Raw genomic sequence first — 14,996 nt, forward strand, 5'->3', positions numbered from 1 at the left:
CACTAACCGCGACTAAAGTATTTGCTCCACACCCGTTATAGCAGTCAAAAAAATAGCCCAACGTTGCGGTTGGGCCATGAAAAATACAAAGGAGAATAGAGGAGAAACATCGAGCGAGCACTTGCGTACCCATTCGATATGTTGATTTTCTTATATTGGTACATCTGTGTCAATTTTTAATTGTACAACTGTCTAATTTTTCCATCACAGCCCTTGCCTTGCTGGCCGGCCACATCATTTCCCCGCTACTACACGGTGGTACCGCTCGATCAGCGCAAGCTGCGTCCAACCTATCTGCGCCTGCTTGGGCTACCCATAGCCAGGGTATAATCCCGCTTTTAGCCCCACGACCGACTCCCCATGCAAGCCCTGCCCCTACTGCCCGATCCGCGCCAATACACCGGCACCGCCACCAGCCCGCTGCACAGCCTGGCCCAAGTACTGCTGGACGAACGCGACCTGGGCAGGCTGGTCGCAGCAGAGGCTGCACTGGATGCCGAACTGGCACGGCTGCTGACTGCCAATGACGACGCGGCTATCCAGGCAGCGCTCGCCACACCGCCCAACCCGGCCGTGCTGCGCATACTGAGCGAACGCCTGCGTGTGGCGGTCGAGAACCCAGCCCCCGGCAGTGCCATGCATGCCGTGATCTTTGCCTTACCCCTGGTCCTGGTCGCGGGCGTACGTGGCAAGCATGTGATTGCCGGGCGCCTGCCCGATGTGAGCGCTGTACAGTCACTCTTGACCGAACATGGCATCTTCAAGGCCGGCAGCGATATCCAGCTATCGGGTCGCCTGCTGGATCGCGAGCAATTGCAGGTGATACCGTCCAGTTCGCTGGCCCGTTGGCGCGATGCCCTGCAGTACGCTTCCGGCGGCTTACCGCACGAATTCAGCGGAAGCCCCATCACCGTGGATGGTGATGGCGTCTACCTGCGCTATCTGGTGGGGGTAGCCATGCAACCTGTCGATGCCGACCCCGTGGTACAGCTCAATGCCCCCCCCGGCACCTGGGCCATGGCCCTGACCAAGCTGCTGGGAGAGCAGCTCAAGCACGATGCCATGACGCTGTTCCCCTTGCCGCGCAGCCCACAAGCCTGGCTGCCTGCACTGGACGATGGCCGCGTTGCCCAGCAGGAAATACGCTTCCAGGTATTTGCCAGCAATACCCTGCGCAAGTTGCGCGAAGCTGGTGAAACCCCGGTAGCGGTGTTCTCCTGCCACGAAGGCAATGAATTGCGGGTGACACTGGGCGCCGAGAAAAATGGCGAAGAGTGGGCCGGCTTTATCTGGCCACTGGGCCCACAAGATCGAGTCGATGGCTTGCAGCACATGATGGTGAGCCTGCTGCGCGAGTGCCACCATGACGATGTCCGCGTGCTGCCCGACCTGCTGCCACAGGTGAAGGACGATCTGCCTTACTTTCCCCTGCCAACCGAGCTGCCATCCGCCGCCACCCGCCACTGAACCGAGCCATCATGAGCTACTTCAAGCACCACGTATTCTTTTGCACCAATCAGCGCCCCAATGGCGAGAGTTGCTGTGCTGATTTTGGCGCGAGCGATATGCATGCCTATGCCAAGAACCGGGTCAAGGAGCTTGGCCTGGCAGGCGAAGGTAAGGTACGCACCAACAAGGCCGGCTGCTTGGATCGCTGCGCTCTGGGGCCTGTCATGGTGGTCTACCCCGACAATGTCTGGTACCAGTACGTCGACAAGGAAGACGTGGAGGAAATCATCCAGGAGCACCTGCTCAACGGACGCGAAGTTGCCCGGCTCAAGATCTGACCCCGCATATGAAATCACCCCAGTTCCAGCCCATCACCGTGGCCGGCCCAGTGGGCCGGCTGGAAACCCTGCTGCTTGATAGCGCTCGGGAAGAAGGTCCACGCGGCATCGCCTTGGTCGCCCACCCCAACCCCACCCAAGGCGGCACCAATACCAACAAGGTCGTGCAAACCCTTGCCAAGGTATTCTCACGCAAGGGCTATGTCGCCTTTTGCCCCAATCTGCGAGGCGTGGGGCAGAGCGAGGGGGAGCATGATTTCGGCTCGGCCGAAGTCGACGACATGGCAGCCGTGCTGGCACATGCCCAGGCGGCTTATCCTGGTCTCCCCGTGATACTGGCCGGTTTTTCTTTCGGCACCTTTGTGCAGAGCCAGCTGCGCGAACGGCTGGGCGACGGCCCGATAGCCCGCATGGTGCTGGTCGGCCCTGCTACAGCCAAATGGAACTTCCCCACCGTCCCTGCAGACACCTTGGTGGTACACGGTGAAGAAGACGAGGTCGCCCCTCTGGCAGCAGTATTCGACTGGGCCAGACCGCAAGGTTTGCCTGTGGTAGTGGTGCCAGGCACGGGCCACTTCTTCCATGGCAAGCTCACCACGCTGGCCGATATCGTCAACCGAAATCTTGAATAGGTCGCCGGGCCCCGCTATCCAACAAGGGGCAGGTGCTCACTTCCCGGCGTCGTTCCAGCCCTTGTAGCGCGCCAGGTTTTCACGCGTTACCAGGGTAGGCTCCATCAATATCAACGGCTTGGCCAAGCGCTTTCCCTGCATCAGCTCATAGCCGACGCTCACCGCTCGCTCGGCCATGAGCCTGGGGCTCTGGCTGGCAGATGCAACGATAAAGGAAGGTTGCTGCAACGCCTGCTCGATATCGGGAGCGCCATCCACCGAGGTGATCAGCAGCCGCTTCAAGCCTGCCTTGCGGGCCGCCAGGTCCGTGCCGATAGCCTGACGGTCGTTGATGGTAAACACGCCGTCAATCCTCGGATACTGCTTAAGATGCTGCTGCATCAGCTGCTGCCCACCCCAACGAGACCCTTTGCCATCACCTTTGTCGTTCAGAACCGTGATTCCGGGAAATTGCTTCAAGGCCATATGGCAGCCCGCTACCCTGTCAATGACCGAAGACACCTGCGGACCACTCTGGATGATGACCTTGCCCTGCCCCGACAAGGCCTGGGCCAGGTACTGACAAGCCTGCTCCCCTGCCTGCAGGTTGTCTGTCATTACCGTGGCATTTACCCCGTTGGCCGCGACATCCACAGCAACCACCACAATGCCGGCAGCCCTGGCTGCCTGCACGGCAGGCTCCACCTTAACGGCATCGGCAGCATTCAACAGGATCAAGTCCACCCGTTCGGCCGTAAAGCGCTCCAGATGGGCGATCTGCTTTTCCAGTGAATACTCATTGGCCAGCGTCGTCACCTTGACGGTGGGGTTGAAGCGCCGCGCCTGCTGCTCGGCGCCCTTCACCAAGGCCACGAAGAAGGGGTTTTCCAGCGAGCTGATGCTCATGCCCAAAGATTGCAGCGCCACGCCCGGTGGTAGCTCCTGTGCCGCCACGGCGAAACTGCACAAGGCCAAGGTTGCCATTGCAATGCATCTCATCTTTACCGCCCGTCCTTTTTCGTATTCCAGATGGAATCCACTACTCCTTACTGTAGGGTGCTAGCGGCAACCGGCAAAGAAAAACCCCGCCTGGGCGGGGTTATCTGCTGCGCTTGCGACGCTGGCACAGGCCAGCCCAAGCTCAAGCAATGTCTTACAGCTGACCAGCGTTTTCAGCCAGATACTTGGCCACGCCAGCGGCATCAGCCTTCATGCCGGCCTTGCCCTTGTTCCAGCCAGCCGGGCAGACTTCGCCGTGCTCTTCGGTGAACTGCAGGGCATCAATCACACGCAGCATTTCGTCGATATCGCGGCCCAGCGGCAGGTTGTTGACCACCTGGTGTTGCACAACGCCGCTCTTGTCGATCAGGAAGGAGCCGCGCAGCGCCACGCCATCAGCGTGCTCGACATCATAAGCCTTGACGATATCGTGCTTGATGTCGGCCACCAGGGTGTAGCCAACCGGGCCGATACCGCCCTTGTCCACCGGGGTGTTGCGCCAGGCGCTGTGGCTGAACTGGCTGTCGATGGACACGCCGATCACTTCCACATTGCGCTTCTTGAATTCTTCCAGGCGGTGATCAAAGGCGATCAGTTCCGACGGGCAGACAAAAGTGAAGTCCAGCGGGTAGAAGAACACAACGGCGTACTTGCCCTTGGTGGCGGCGCTGAAGCTATAGTTCTCAACGATTTCGCCATTGCCCAGGACGGCAGCTGCGGTGAAATCGGGGGCTTGCTTGTTAACGAGGACGGCCATAGAGGTTCTCCGGAAATGGGTTGCAAAAAGACGATCAACTGTAGGCGCTAAGCCCTACAGCGTCCAATTTAAAAAGCAGAATGTTTCGATAGTATTTAGCTATCAAAGTTCACGAGGCATTGGAGAAAAAGCTTACACCCAACCACACCAGCACGTCAGGTCTTTGGCAGCGTCACGCCAACCTGACCCTGGTACTTGCCGCCCCTATCCTTGTACGACGTTTCGCATATGTCGTCAGGATCGGCCTCCAGGAACAACACCTGAGCGCAACCTTCATCGGCGTAGATCTTGGCCGGCAAGGGGGTGGTGTTGGAGAACTCCAGCGTCACATACCCCTCCCACTCCGGCTCGAAAGGCGTGACATTGACGATGATGCCGCAACGGGCATAGGTCGACTTGCCCAGGCAGATGGTCAGCACATTGCGGGGAATGCGGAAATACTCCACCGTGCGCGCCAGCGCAAAGCTGTTGGGTGGAATAATGCAATAGCCCTTACCGGAAACATCGACAAAGCTGTTCTCATCGAAATTCTTGGGGTCCACCACCGTGCTGTTCAGGTTGGTGAATAGCTTGAATTCGTCGGCGCAACGGATGTCGTAGCCATAGCTGGAGGTGCCATAGGAAACGATCTTCTGATCGTTCACATAGCGGACCTGGCCCGGCTCGAACGGCTCTATCATGCCGTGCTGTTCGGCCATCTTGCGTATCCAGCGGTCGGATTTAATGCTCATACTCTAGTTTTCCTTGTCCTGCGCCGCAGGCGGCGCCTTATCCACGCCATAGGCTACTCCAACCGGCGCAAAACCCACACTGCGGTAGAGCTGGATGGGGCCTTCTTCATCAGCCACGATCACCAGCTTAGTCGCACCAAATTCAGCTATGGCCTGGTGCCCCGCCTCGTAAACCAGGCGTTTTGCCATGCCCTGGCGACGCCAGTCTGGGTGTGTGCAGACATTCTGGTAGCGTGCCAGACCATCCTCACCCATGAATATCCCCAGTTCAGCCACCAGGGTGTCGCCGGCAAAGGCCCCATAGCGTTGCCCCAGCCCTGCCGCCACCATACTGCGATAGGTAGCGAACTGGGCGGTCTTGAACGTCTCGTAAGCCTGTTGCTCCTGGCTCTCATCACGGCTGGCCACCTGTACCGCGATAGCGGCCTGCCAGTCCGTCTCGCTCACCAGGGGGCGCACCTGTACTTGCTGATTCATGTCTGGCGCCTTGCTTGGCCGGCTGCAAGCCAGTGCTTGCGAGGCATAGACCTTGTAGCCCGCCAGCAGAAACTGCGCCTGCTCACCGGGCCCGCCCAGCCAGGCAAAGCAGCGATGGCGGGATTGTGGCTGCTCTGCTGCTATGTCAGCAATAAAAAGCGCTTCCCAATCCGCCAGCACACCCTGCCCTGGCGCCTGGGCAAACAACAGATAATTGCCCCAGTAAAAGGTGGGATTGCCAGGCGTGGTAATGCACAGGTAGTCGCCCCTGTCGCGCACGACGCCCTCAAAGCGATGGAAAATCATCGCTGTGGCATCCACCAGTGATTGGCTCAGATCCATCATGTATTCTGGATCACGATCTTCGGCAGCTTGGCGGAGAAATCCTTGGCCTTTTCGCCCACCTTGACCGCCACCTTGCGGGCAATCGCCTTGTAAAGCGCCGCCACCTTGCCGTCCGGCTCCGCCGCCACGCTGGGCTTGCCCTGGTCAGTGGCCAGGCGTATCGACAGCTCCAGCGGCAGTTGGCCCAGCAGCTCCACGCCATATTCGACGGCCATGCGGCCACCGCCGCCCTCACCGAAGATCGCCTCCACATGGCCACAGTTGGAACAGATATGCATGGCCATGTTCTCGACCACGCCTGTCACCGGCACGCCAACCTTTTCGAACATCTTCAGCCCCTTACGGGCATCCAGCAAGGCGATGTCCTGCGGCGTGGTCACGATGACGGCGCCGGTCACCGGTACTTTCTGCGACAGGGTCAGCTGAATGTCGCCGGTGCCCGGCGGCAGGTCGATCAGCAGGTAGTCGAGATTGTCCCAGCGGGTATCGTTGAGCAGCTGCATCAAGGCCTGGGTAACCATGGGGCCGCGCCAGACCATGGGCTGCTCGGCATCAATCAGAAAACCGATGGACATGGCCTGTATGCCATGAGCCTGCATGGGCAGGATGGACTTGCCGTCCGGTGACTCCGGCTTCTGCCCTTGCAGGCCCAACATCAGGGGCTGTGAGGGGCCATAGATATCGGCATCCAGCAAACCCACACGGGCACCTTCTGCCGCCAGGGCCAGCGCCAGATTCACGGCCGTGGTGGATTTACCCACTCCGCCCTTGCCACTGGCCACAGCGATCACGTTCTTGACCCCTGGCAGCGGCGTCAGGCCGCGCTGCACCGTGTGGGCCTCTATCCTGGCTTCGACCTTGACGGCGACACCGACCACACCCGGCACCGTCTTGAGCGCCGCTTCCACCTGAGCCGCCATCTCGGCATGCCGGCTGCGTGCCGGATAGGGCAAGGCGATGGTCAGGCTAACCTGCTCCCCTTCCAGTCGCAGATCGCGCACCGCCTTCATGGCGACATAGTCGCGGCCCGTGTCGCTATCGACGCAGGTTTTCAGCTTGTCGAGCAGGTCGGTTTCGGTCGTCATTGCTTGCCTTCTTCCATTCAAATATCGGGACCGGGCATCCATGCCCGCGTCCCCTCAAACTTCGCGCTACGTATCCAGCCAGCCCTTATGCGCGCTTGATACCCAGCTCACGCAACCGCTCATCCAGATAGGTGCGGGCGGTATGACGCTCAGACAAGACCACTTCGTCGCGCGGGTGCAAGAACAATGGCAGCGAAATACGCGATTCGGCCGCATCCGCGCCCGTCGGGTTCACCACCCGATGCGGAGTGGAAGGCAACCAGCCCTGCGTCGCCTCTTGCAGCATATCGCCCACGTTCACTACCAGTGCGCCCGTCTCATACGGCACGGCATGCCAGTTGCCCTGGCGATCGCGCACTTCCAGGCCCGGTCCGGTGGCGGATGGCAGCAGCGTGATCAGGTTGATGTCTTCATGCTCTGCCGCACGCAACGCACCAGCCGGCTCGTCGCCGCTGAGCGGTGGATAGCGCAGCACCCGCAGCAAGGTATTGGGGCTGCGATCTATCATGGTCGACAAGGGCTCACTCAGCTTGCCAGACACCTCGGTCGGCAAGGCTGCCTCTATCCACCCCAGCAGTTCGGCAGCCAGGGCGTTGGCAGTGCCGTGATAGGACAAGGCATCGGTGCGCAGCTCTGGCGGTATGCGGCCCCATGTGTAGACGTGGTAGAACTCTTTCAGGTCGCGCTGGCTGCGGCCCTTGGCCGTCTCAGAGACATCGGGCGGAAACCATCCGTCCTGCGTGTCACGGCTGAAGCGCCAGGGTTCTTTTTCACCCGATTCGAAGAATTGCAGCCAGTCACGATAGATGCCGCTGATCAGCCAAGGCGGCAGCGGATGACGCACCAGCACGGCAAAACCGGTCTCGCGCAGGGATTGTACAAAGCGGCCCGGAGCATCATGGGCACAATAATCAACGGTTTGAACATTCATGGAGCAGGTTTAACGCTTTTATGTGATGTAGCAGGCCGGGTATTTTAAGCCGTTCAGCTATAATCGCCAGCTTCCGTGTACGTTTTGATAGACAGGATTGAATCGTGTCCGCCCGCAAGATACTCGTCACCAATGCTTTGCCCTACGCCAATGGCGCCATCCACCTCGGCCACCTGGTCGGCTATATTCAGGCCGACATCTGGGTGCGGTTCCAGAAGATGCGAGGCAATACAGTGCATTACGTCTGCGGCGACGACACCCACGGCACGCCCATCATGATCAATGCGGAGAAGCAGGGCATGACGCCCGAAGACTTCATCGCCAAGATGTATGACGAGCACGTGGCCGACTTTGCCGGTTTCCATATTGGCTTCGACGAGTTCTACACCACCAATTCGCCGGAGAACAAGGAACTGGCTGGCAGCATCTACCGCCGACTCAAAACCGACGGCAAGATCGCGGTCAAGACCATCAGCCAGTTGTACGATCCGCAAAAGCAGATGTTTCTGCCGGACCGCTTCGTCAAAGGCGAGTGTCCCAAGTGCAGCGCACGCGACCAGTACGGTGACAACTGCGAGGTCTGCGGCGCCACCTATGCCCCTACCGAACTGAAGAACCCCTACTCGGCCGTCTCTGGCGCCACACCTGAGCTGCGTGAGTCCGAGCATTATTTCTTCAAGCTGTCCGATTGCCGCGATTTCCTGGCTGACTGGACACGCCAACCGGGCCGCTTGCAAAAGGAGGCCGCCAACAAGATGGGCGAATGGTTCGAGGCTGGCCTGCAGGACTGGGACATCAGCCGTGACGCGCCCTACTTCGGCTTCGAGATTCCCGATGCGCCAGGCAAGTACTTCTATGTCTGGCTGGATGCGCCTATTGGCTACATGGCTGCCACCAAGCACCTGTTCGATCGCATCGGCGAGGATTTTGGCGCCTACTGGGGCAAGGATTCGAGCGCCGAGCTGTACCACTTCATCGGCAAGGACATACTCTACTTCCACGCCCTGTTCTGGCCCGCCATCCTCGAATACTCGGGTCATCGCACGCCCACTGCCATCAATGTCAACGGCTTCCTGACGGTGGACGGACAAAAGATGTCCAAGTCGCGCGGCACCTTCATTACCGCCAAGAGCTACCTGGATGTTGGCCTCAACCCCGAATGGCTGCGCTACTACTACGCCGCCAAGCTGGGCAGTGGCATCGAGGATGCCGATCTGTCGCTGAGCGACTTCGTTGCCCGCGTCAACAGCGACCTCGTTGGCAAATACATCAATATCGCCAGCCGTGCAGCCGGTTTCATCAGCAAGCGCTTTGGCGGCAAGCTGGCCAGCAGCCTGCCAGACAGCCCGCTGGTTAGCCGCCTGCAGGCTGCCGCCACCGACTTGGCAGAGGGGCTGGAGGCGCGCGAATACAGCCGTGTGCTGCGCGAAGTCATGGCGCTGACTGACGAGGTCAACCAGTACGTCGATCAGGTCAAGCCGTGGGAGCTGGCCAAGCAGGAAGGCAAGGATGCCGAACTGCATGCTGCCTGTTCGCTACTGATCAACCTGTTCCGCCTGCTGACCATCTACCTCAAGCCTGTCCTGCCCAAGCTGGCGGCTGACGTTGAGGCCTTCCTCAATGTGGCCCCCTTGCAATGGCATGATGCCCAGACCCTGTTGCTGGGCCACGAGATCAAGCCTTACAGCCACCTGATGACCCGTATCGATCCCAAGCAGGTCGAGGCCCTGGTAGAAGCAAACAAGCAAAGCCTGGCACCTGCCACCGAAGCGGCCGCACCCGCCAAATCCGCCATAGAGCCGATTGCCCCCACCATCAACATCGACGACTTTGGCAAGATAGACTTGCGCATCGCCAAGATCATCGACTGCAAGCATGTTGAAGGTGCCGAGAAGCTGTTGCAGCTGACCCTGGATCTGGGCGACCACACCCGCAATGTGTTCTCCGGTATCAAGTCGGCCTATAAGCCTGAAGACTTGGTGGGCCGCCTGACGGTGATGGTGGCCAACCTGGCGCCGCGCAAGATGAAGTTTGGCCTGTCTGAAGGCATGGTACTGGCTGCCAGCGGTGAAAACCCCGGCATTTACCTGCTGAGCCCGGATAGTGGTGCACAGCCGGGCATGCGAGTCAGCTAGTACAGCCAAACCGCAGCCTGCCACCGCCCACCAAGGCGATGGCAGGCTGGCTGTGAAGCCTCAACAGCAACACCATGGAGCCGGCCTGTCGGGCAGGCAAGCCTATGCAATTCCCTCTTCTTGGCAGCACGCGCCTGTTGTTGCGGGAAATCACCGTCCGCGACGCCGATGCCCTCTTCGCCATCCAGAGTGACCCCGAGGTCATGCGCTGGTTTGGTGCCGACCCCATGCAGGATCGCCAGCAGGCGCTGCAGCTGATCGAGATGTTCGCCAACTGGCGCACTCAGCCCAATCCCGGCACCCGCTGGGGCATAGTCCACCGTCAAAGCGGTGTGTTCATGGGTACGGCGGGCTTGTTCCGCTGGAACCGTGGTTGGCGCAATTGTGTGTTGGGCTATGAACTTGGCCGCCCCTACTGGGGTCATGGCTATATGCAGGAAGCGCTGCAAACCTTGCTCGACTACGGTGTGGACCAGATGGCACTCAATCGCATCCAGGCCGAGATACACCCAGACAACCATGCCTCGGTCAGGCTGGTGCGGGGACTGGGCTTTCAATACGAAGGCCGGCATCGGCAGCAAGGCTATTGGGGCGGCAAGTTCCACGACCTTGATAGCTACTCTCTGCTGGCCCATGAGTGGCCGGCTGTCAAACAGGCATCGCAACCATGATGAAATTGGACTTCACTCCAGCCGCCGTGCTGTTCGATATGGACGGCCTGATGATAGACAGCGAAAAGGCGGTCATGGCTTGTTGGCTGGAAGCGGCCGATATCCATGGTGTCACGCTGGAGGAGGATCTGCTGCATGCCATGGTGGGTCTACATGAAAAGCTCTGCATAGCCCTCTTGCGCGAGCGCCGGCCTGATCTGGATATCCGCACCCTGGGCGAGACCACCGATCGCCTCTACCACGACAAGGTCGAACAAGGCCTGCCGCTCAAGCCTGGCATCATCGAACTACTGCAATGGCTGACGGATCTGGGCGTCCCCCGCGCCGTGGCCACCTCCACCCGGCGTGAGCGGGCCGACCAGAAGCTGCACCGCAGCGGCTTGATCCGGTTTTTCCCGATCGTCGTCACTGGCAGCGATATCGAGCACCCCAAGCCTGCGCCCGATATCTACCTCAAGGCAGCCAACCTGCTGGGCGTTGCGCCGCAGCATTGCTTGGTGCTGGAAGACTCCGAACCCGGCGTGCGTGCCGCCCTCGCGGCAGGCATGACCCCCATACAGGTACCCGACCTCAAGCCCCCCAGCCCTGAGGTCATCGCACTGGGACACCGCATCGTCGGCTCCCTGACCGATGCCCACACGTTGCTACGTGCGCGCTATACCCCTTGCGAGCAAGGCGCATGATCGCCCGGTTGCTGCGCGTCCATGGCCGGGTACAAGGCGTGGGCTATCGCTATGCCATGGAAGACCAGGCCCAACTACTGGGCCTGGCAGGCTGGGTGCGCAATCGCCTGGACGGCACGGTGGAAGCCCATGCGCAAGGCCCGGCCGATGCCGTGCAGGCCTTGGTAGATTGGGCACATCGTGGCCCAGCCCATGCCCAGGTCAGCAAGGTAGAGGTCACCGACACCTCCCCCACTCACGAAACCCGCTTTCTGCGCCTGCCCACGGCCTGATGCCACTTGCGTCAACCGCTATTTTTTCCGGCCCAGACCATCACTGACCTCCCCCCGGCAGGTAAAATTGGGGGATGACGTCTCCTGCATTTATTCATCTCCGCCTGCATTCCGAGTATTCCGTCACCGATGGCATTGTCCGTATTGATGACGCGGTAAAGCGGGCCAAGCAACACAATATGCCAGCCCTGGGCATCAGCGATCTGATGAACCTGTTCGGCATGATCAAGCACTACAAGACAACCCGTGGCAGTGGCCTCAAGCCCATAGCCGGCGTGGATGTATTCATCGAGAACGAGGAAGATCGCGACAAGCCCTTCCGCGCCCTGCTGATCGCCAAGAACCGTGATGGCTATGGCCGCCTGTGCGAGCTGATTACCGAGGCCTATCGCCACAACCAGTACCGGGGCCGCGCCGAACTCAAGCGTGCCTGGCTAGAGGGTGGCGACAATAGCCAGTTGATCGCATTGTCAGGCGCCCACCTAGGTGATGTCGGCCAGGCCCTGCTGAACGGCAACCTCGATAGCGCCAAGGCGTTGGTGGCCTGGTGGGCCAGGCATTTCCCCGATAGCTACTACCTGGAACTGCAGCGCACAGGCGACCCCAAGTGGGAAACCGCCGTACAGGGCGCCCTGCTGCTGGCAAGCGAGCTGGATCTGCCGGTGGTGGCCACCCATCCCATACAGTTTCTGGACAAGGACGACTTCAAGGCACACGAAGCCCGTACCTGTATTGCCGAAGGCTACGTCCTGGCCGACAAGCGTCGGCCCAAACTCTATACCGAAGAGCAGTACTTCAAGACCCCGGACGAAATGGCCGCCCTGTTTGCCGATGTGCCGGAAGCCTTGGCCAACACGGTAGAAATAGGTCGACGCTGTAACCTTACCGTTGTGCTGGGCAAGAACTACCTGCCGCTGTTCCCGGTGCCCGAGGGTATGACTCTCGATGACTTCCTGGTGCAAGAGGCCAAACAGGGGCTGGAGGCGCGGCTGTTGCATCTGTATCCCGACGAGGCGGAGCGCCTTGCCCGCCGCCCGGAATACGATGCCCGCCTCAAGTTCGAGTGCGACACCATCATCAAGATGGGCTTCCCTGGCTACTTCCTGATCGTGGCCGACTTTATCAACTGGGGTAAGCAGAATGGCTGTCCCGTGGGGCCAGGCCGGGGTTCGGGCGCCGGCTCGCTGGTGGCCTATGTACTCAACATCACCGATCTCGATCCACTCAAGTACGCCCTGCTGTTCGAACGTTTCCTGAATCCGGAGCGGGTATCCATGCCCGACTTCGATGTGGACTTCTGCCAGGAAAATCGCTGGCGCGTGATCGAATACACTCGCCGCAAGTACGGGGTGGAGGCCGTCAGCCAGATTGCCACCTTCGGCACCATGTCGTCCAAGGCCGTGGTACGCGACGTTGGCCGGGTACTGGATCTGCCCTTTGGCCTGTGCGACCGCCTGTCCAAGCTTATTCCGCTGGAAGCCAACAAGCCCGTCTCGCTCTCCAAGGCCATGGAGATGGAACCGCAGATCAAGGAATTGATCGATGCCGAAGACGCTGGCGAGCTGCTGGAACTGGCCGAAAAGCTGGAAGACCTGACACGCGGTATCGGGATGCACGCCGGCGGTGTGCTGATTGCCCCTGGCAAGCTGACCGACTTCTGCCCACTCTATATAGCCAGCGGCGAGGATGCCTCGCCCGTGTCGCAATACGACAAGGACGATGTGGAACAGGTCGGCCTGGTGAAGTTCGACTTTCTGGGTCTGCGTAACCTGACCATCATCGAACTGGCGCAACGCTACATCAAGCAGTTGACCGGCGAGGACGTGGACGTTGCCAAGTTGCCATTGGATGACGCGCCCGCCTACAAGATCTTTGCCAGCGGCAATACCACGGCCGTGTTCCAGTTTGAATCCAGCGGCATGAAGAAAATGCTGGTGGACGCCCGCCCCAAGCAGTTTGAAGAAATTATCGCCTTCGTCGCCTTGTACCGCCCAGGCCCGATGGACCTGATTCCGGACTTTACCCGCCGTATGCACGGCGAACGCTTTGAATATCTGCACCCCCTGCTGGAACCTGTGCTGGCCCCCACCTACGGCATCATGGTGTACCAGGAGCAGGTGATGCAGGCGGCCCAGGTCTGTGGCGGTTACTCATTGGGCGGCGCCGACTTGCTGCGCCGTGCCATGGGTAAGAAGAAGGTCGAGGAGATGGTGGCGCAGCGCGCCATGTTCGTCGAGGGCGCTGGCAAGAACAACATAGACGAGGCCAAGGCCAACGAAATCTTCGACTACATGGAGAAGTTCGCCGGCTATGGTTTCAACAAGTCGCACGCTGCCGCCTATGCCTTGGTGGCCTATCACACGGCCTGGCTCAAGGCCCACCACTGTGCAGCCTATATGGCTGCCACCATGTCCACCGAACTGGACAACACCGACCAGTTGCAGTTCTTCTATGACGACTGCCTGGCCAACAAGCTGATATTCCTGCCACCCGATGTCAATCACAGTGTTTACCGCTTCCTGCCCGTCTCTCGTAGCGAGATTCGCTACGCCTTGGGCGCCATCAAGGGTACGGGCGAAGCTGCAGTGGAATACATTGTGGCCGAGCGCGAAAAAAACGGCCCGTTCAAGGACCTGTTCGATTTCTGTCACCGTACCGACAAGCGTATCGTCAATCGCCGTGTCATTGAATCCCTGATACGGGGTGGCGCGTTCGACAGCCTCAGCGATCACCGCGCAAGCCTGCTGGCCACCGTGGGCCTGGCATTGGAAGCTGCCGAGCAGGCCGCGGCCAACGCCAATCAAGGCGGCCTGTTCGATGCGTTCGAGCCCGAGCCGGAACACCTGATGCAACTGGTGGAGGTGCCGCGCTGGGATGAGACGGTCAAGCTGACCGAAGAGAAGACTGCCATCGGCTTCTATCTCTCCGGGCATCCGTTTACGGCCCAGGCCAGGTTCGTGCGTCCCTTCGCCAAGAACGAGCTGGCGAGGCTGGTGCCCAGCAAAAGCCCGCAATGGATTACCGGCGTCGTGCTGGAAGTGCGCACCAAGATAGGCCAGCGAGGCAAGATGGCCTTTATCACGCTGGACGACGCCACCATGAAGCGTGATGTCATGGTCTATTCCGAGGTATTCGACGATGCCCGTCACAAGCTCAGTGTGGACAGCCTGCTGGTAATCGAGGCCAAGGTCAGTGAAGACAGCTACGGTGGTGGCAGCGGCGTTCGTATCATTGCCGAACGCATACTCGATCTGGCCGAAGCACGTAGCCGTTTTGCCCAAGCCTTGAGGCTGGGCGTCAATGGCAATGCCGACCCGGCACGCCTGCGCAGACTGGTGGAGCCTTTTGCCGGTGGTGACTGCCCCATCCGTATCGACTACCGCAACAATGCCGCCGCCTGCGCCTTGCAGTTGGGCGAGGAATGGCGGGTAACGCTGCGAGACGAGCTGCTGGCTGAACTGCGTGGCTGGCTGGGGGATGAATCCGTGAAAGTACAGTTCTAGACCAAAGAC

Annotated in this window: 14 protein-coding genes; 8 read left to right on the top strand and 6 right to left on the bottom strand. The window is 60.1% G+C overall.

Annotated features, from left to right (window positions below):
• The first annotated feature begins 360 nt into the window (after nt 1-360).
• From QQK16_RS09350 to QQK16_RS09360, 3 genes are read left to right on the top strand one after another with little or no spacing between them, the layout of a single operon-like run.
• Entirely contained in the window at nt 361-1,467 is a 1,107-nt protein-coding gene (locus QQK16_RS09350) for a hypothetical protein (protein WP_284196188.1), read from the top strand.
• 11 nt (nt 1,468-1,478) lie between these two features.
• Complete coding sequence (locus QQK16_RS09355) at nt 1,479-1,787, top strand: (2Fe-2S) ferredoxin domain-containing protein (RefSeq protein ID WP_308447003.1); 309 nt, start codon at nt 1,479-1,481, stop codon at nt 1,785-1,787.
• Nucleotides 1,788-1,795: 8 nt separating this feature from the next.
• The gene (locus QQK16_RS09360; RefSeq protein ID WP_284196189.1) at nt 1,796-2,419 is read left to right on the top strand and encodes an alpha/beta hydrolase; all 624 of its coding nucleotides are present in this window, start codon (nt 1,796-1,798) and stop codon (nt 2,417-2,419) included.
• A 36-nt stretch (nt 2,420-2,455) separates the two neighbouring features.
• On the opposite strand, the gene QQK16_RS09365 is transcribed toward QQK16_RS09360, so the two are convergent.
• The 6 genes from QQK16_RS09365 to QQK16_RS09390 form a co-directional block, all read right to left on the bottom strand.
• Complete coding sequence (locus QQK16_RS09365; protein WP_284196190.1) at nt 2,456-3,382, bottom strand: substrate-binding domain-containing protein; 927 nt, start codon at nt 3,380-3,382, stop codon at nt 2,456-2,458.
• Nucleotides 3,383-3,551: 169 nt separating this feature from the next.
• Entirely contained in the window at nt 3,552-4,154 is a 603-nt protein-coding gene (locus QQK16_RS09370) for a peroxiredoxin (protein WP_284196191.1), read from the bottom strand.
• Between the two features lie 155 nt (nt 4,155-4,309).
• Nucleotides 4,310-4,885: a dCTP deaminase gene (dcd, locus tag QQK16_RS09375; protein ID WP_284196192.1), complete on the bottom strand. Its 576-nt coding sequence runs from the start codon at nt 4,883-4,885 to the stop codon at nt 4,310-4,312.
• Nucleotides 4,886-4,888: 3 nt separating this feature from the next.
• The gene (locus QQK16_RS09380; protein ID WP_284196193.1) at nt 4,889-5,707 is read right to left on the bottom strand and encodes a GNAT family N-acetyltransferase; all 819 of its coding nucleotides are present in this window, start codon (nt 5,705-5,707) and stop codon (nt 4,889-4,891) included.
• On the bottom strand, nt 5,704-6,792 hold the full coding sequence (apbC, locus tag QQK16_RS09385; RefSeq protein ID WP_284196194.1) for an iron-sulfur cluster carrier protein ApbC: 1,089 nt from the start codon (nt 6,790-6,792) through the stop codon (nt 5,704-5,706). Before apbC ends, QQK16_RS09380 begins: the two co-directional genes overlap by 4 nt.
• An 85-nt stretch (nt 6,793-6,877) precedes the next feature.
• Nucleotides 6,878-7,723 (bottom strand): 2OG-Fe(II) oxygenase family protein, encoded by an 846-nt coding sequence (locus QQK16_RS09390; protein WP_284196195.1) that lies wholly within the window; start codon nt 7,721-7,723, stop codon nt 6,878-6,880.
• Nucleotides 7,724-7,824: 101 nt separating this feature from the next.
• Between QQK16_RS09390 and metG the strand changes: the two genes are divergently transcribed.
• The 5 genes from metG to dnaE all read left to right on the top strand — a co-directional run bounded on the left by metG (nt 7,825) and on the right by dnaE (nt 14,987).
• Nucleotides 7,825-9,858, top strand: coding sequence for a methionine--tRNA ligase (gene metG, locus QQK16_RS09395; RefSeq protein WP_308447024.1), 2,034 nt, complete (start codon nt 7,825-7,827; stop codon nt 9,856-9,858).
• 104 nt (nt 9,859-9,962) lie between these two features.
• The gene (locus tag QQK16_RS09400) at nt 9,963-10,529 is read left to right on the top strand and encodes a GNAT family N-acetyltransferase (protein WP_284196197.1); all 567 of its coding nucleotides are present in this window, start codon (nt 9,963-9,965) and stop codon (nt 10,527-10,529) included.
• Nucleotides 10,526-11,212 (top strand): HAD family hydrolase, encoded by a 687-nt coding sequence (locus tag QQK16_RS09405; RefSeq protein WP_284196198.1) that lies wholly within the window; start codon nt 10,526-10,528, stop codon nt 11,210-11,212. The genes QQK16_RS09400 and QQK16_RS09405 overlap by 4 nt, the downstream gene beginning before the upstream one ends.
• Nucleotides 11,209-11,484, top strand: a complete 276-nt coding sequence (locus QQK16_RS09410) for an acylphosphatase (RefSeq protein ID WP_284196199.1) — start codon at nt 11,209-11,211, stop codon at nt 11,482-11,484. Before QQK16_RS09405 ends, QQK16_RS09410 begins: the two co-directional genes overlap by 4 nt.
• A gap of 74 nt (nt 11,485-11,558) precedes the next feature.
• On the top strand, nt 11,559-14,987 hold the full coding sequence (dnaE, locus tag QQK16_RS09415; protein WP_284196200.1) for a DNA polymerase III subunit alpha: 3,429 nt from the start codon (nt 11,559-11,561) through the stop codon (nt 14,985-14,987).
• The last annotated feature ends 9 nt before the right edge of the window (nt 14,988-14,996 follow it).

Origin of the sequence: Chitinimonas prasina (genome assembly GCF_030160395.1) — a bacterium.
Lineage (GTDB): Bacteria > Pseudomonadota > Gammaproteobacteria > Burkholderiales > Chitinimonadaceae > Chitinimonas > Chitinimonas prasina.